Raw genomic sequence first — 2,479 nt, forward strand, 5'->3', positions numbered from 1 at the left:
TTATATACACATACTAAATGGTAATAATATGGTATATAAGGATGTGTGGAAGGTGATAAATTTGAATGAAAAACAAGATATAATATTAAAATTTTTAAGAGAAGGATTATCACAACGTGAGATTAGTCGTCGTACTGGCATAGCCAGGGATACGATTAGAAAGTATATAAGATATTATGAGGATAGATTAAAAAAACTTGGTTATGAACTTAATGAAATTGACAAAGTTAATTTCATAGAAGATATTGTAGAACCACCTAAATATAATTCTTCTCCTAGAATTAAAACAGCAGTTACAGATGAAGTAATTGAAAAATTAGAAACTTTCTTGAAAGAGAATGAAAATAAAAGATTAACAGGATTCTCTAAGCAACAGATGAAAAAAATAGATATGTATGAAGCTCTCATAGAAGAAGGGTTTAATGTCAGTTACTCTTCAATAGTTTCAGCTGTTAATAAACTTGATAAGAAAAAGAAAGAAGCTTTTATAAGACAAGAATACTTACCAGGTGATGTACTTGAATTTGATTTTGGAACAGTTAAGTTATTTACGGATGGTAACTCTAAGCCAAAAGAATATCAACTAGCTGTATTTACAGCTGCATATAGCAATTATAGATGGGCTAGGTTATTTCCAAAGCAAAATACCGCCTGCTTCTTAGAAGCACATGCATACTTTTTTAAAGAAATAAAAGGCGTTTTTAGAACAGTAGTATATGATAATGCAAAGGTTGCAGTAAAGAGATTTATTGGAAAATCAGAGAAAGAACCTACCGATGCTCTGCTTAAGCTTTCACTATATTATAAATTTAAATATAGATTCTGCAATGCTTATAGTGGAAATGAAAAAGGGCATGTTGAAAGAAGTGTTGAAATAATTAGAAGAAAGGCTTTTTCTAAGCATACAGTTTTTAACTCTTTAGCTGACGCTAACGAGCATTTAATAAAGATTCTTGAAGAAATAAATGATAAATGCTTTAGCAGAAAAGAAAAAAGTGCTAATGAGTTATTTGAAGAAGAAAAGATAAATTTACTACCTGATATGCCTTTATATGAAACAGCTAGTATTCAAGATGTTAGAGTAAGTAAATACTCAACTATAATGATTGATTTATGTTTCTATTCAGTACCAGATACATATGTAGATAAACTAGTTCGTTGTAAAGTATATACCAATAAGTTAATAGTATTTTATGATGAAGAAAAAATAGCAGAGCATGATAAGTTACATGGATTTAATATGTGGAAAATTGACATATCCCACTATACATATACTTTATTCCGTAAACCAAAGGCTCTTATTAATAGTACTGCATTTAACCAAATGGATGATGCTTTAAAGAACATATATCATGCCTATTTTAAAGACAATGAGAAAGAGTTTATTTTATTATTAAATTCTGTTGGTAAATATGGGCTAAAAGCCGTCGATAACGCAGTTAAATATTTGCAAGAAACTTGCCCCACAAACATAAGTGTTGATAAAATTGAATTTTTATGCACTAGAAAAAATGATAATAAAATTATTTATTTATCTGATTATAATGATGAAATAACTACTAATTCATTTAATATGCTAAATGAGTTTAATGATTTATTAAAATAACTAAGGATGTGATTAAATGGCTTTAATATCATATATTGATGAGATCAAAAGCTATGCTTCATTATTGAAGCTTAATGCCATTAAAACAGGTGTTGATGAATCAATTACTGATGCACAAAATAATCAGTTAAGTTATGAAGAGTTTTTATATAGATTACTTCAAAAAGAATATGACATAAGACATTATAATGCAATTCAAAGTAGAATAAAAAGCGCTGGTTTTCCTTATAAAAAATATTTAGAAGACATTGATATATCTGCACTTCCAGAAGATGCACAAGGGAAGCTTAAACATTTAAATAGTCTACAATTTATTAAAGAAGGGCAGAATGTTATTCTGTCCGGAAACCCTGGAACAGGGAAAACTCACATAGCAATAGCTTTAGGTATTAAAGCTTGCTTAGAAGGGTATAAAGTATTGTTTGCAACTGTTCCACTTTTTATTACACAATTGAAGGAGTTAAAATCATCTAGAACATTAAGGGCTTTTCAAAATAAATTAGCAAAGTATGATCTTGTTATCCTTGATGAATTTGGTTATATTTCTTCTGATAGGGAGGGGGCAGAGCTACTGTTTACTAATATTTCAATTAGAACTGGACTTAAATCTACAATAGTTACTACTAATTTATCTTTTGATAGATGGAATGAGATATTAGGCGATCCAACAATGACCGCAGCGTTAACCGATAGGTTAACTCATAAGTCTTATGTGATTAATATGAATGGGAGTTCTTACCGTTTAAAAGAAACTAAAGCTTGGCTAAAAAACTTAAACAAATAATTTTTAAAATATACATATTTTAAATTATTCATGTTTGCATGGAAGAATTTTTAGTTGTATTTTGGAACAAAAGTTATGTATAAAATACA

2 protein-coding genes are annotated in these 2,479 nt (G+C 28.6%); both read left to right on the forward strand.

All coding sequences use genetic code 11. The features are described 5' to 3' along the window. Nucleotides 1-1,606 (forward strand): IS21 family transposase (istA, locus tag I2E98_RS15675; RefSeq protein WP_243251255.1); only part of this gene is annotated, 1,606 nt, incomplete at its 5' end. Nucleotides 1,607-1,622: 16 nt separating this feature from the next. Continuing rightward, complete coding sequence (gene istB / locus I2E98_RS15680; protein ID WP_195469799.1) at nucleotides 1,623-2,390, forward strand: IS21-like element helper ATPase IstB; 768 nt, start codon at nucleotides 1,623-1,625, stop codon at nucleotides 2,388-2,390. Nucleotides 2,391-2,479: the final 89 nt, after the last annotated feature.

Source organism: Clostridium sp. D43t1_170807_H7 (genome assembly GCF_015555905.1).
In the GTDB taxonomy this organism is placed as follows: domain Bacteria; phylum Bacillota; class Clostridia; order Clostridiales; family Clostridiaceae; genus Clostridium.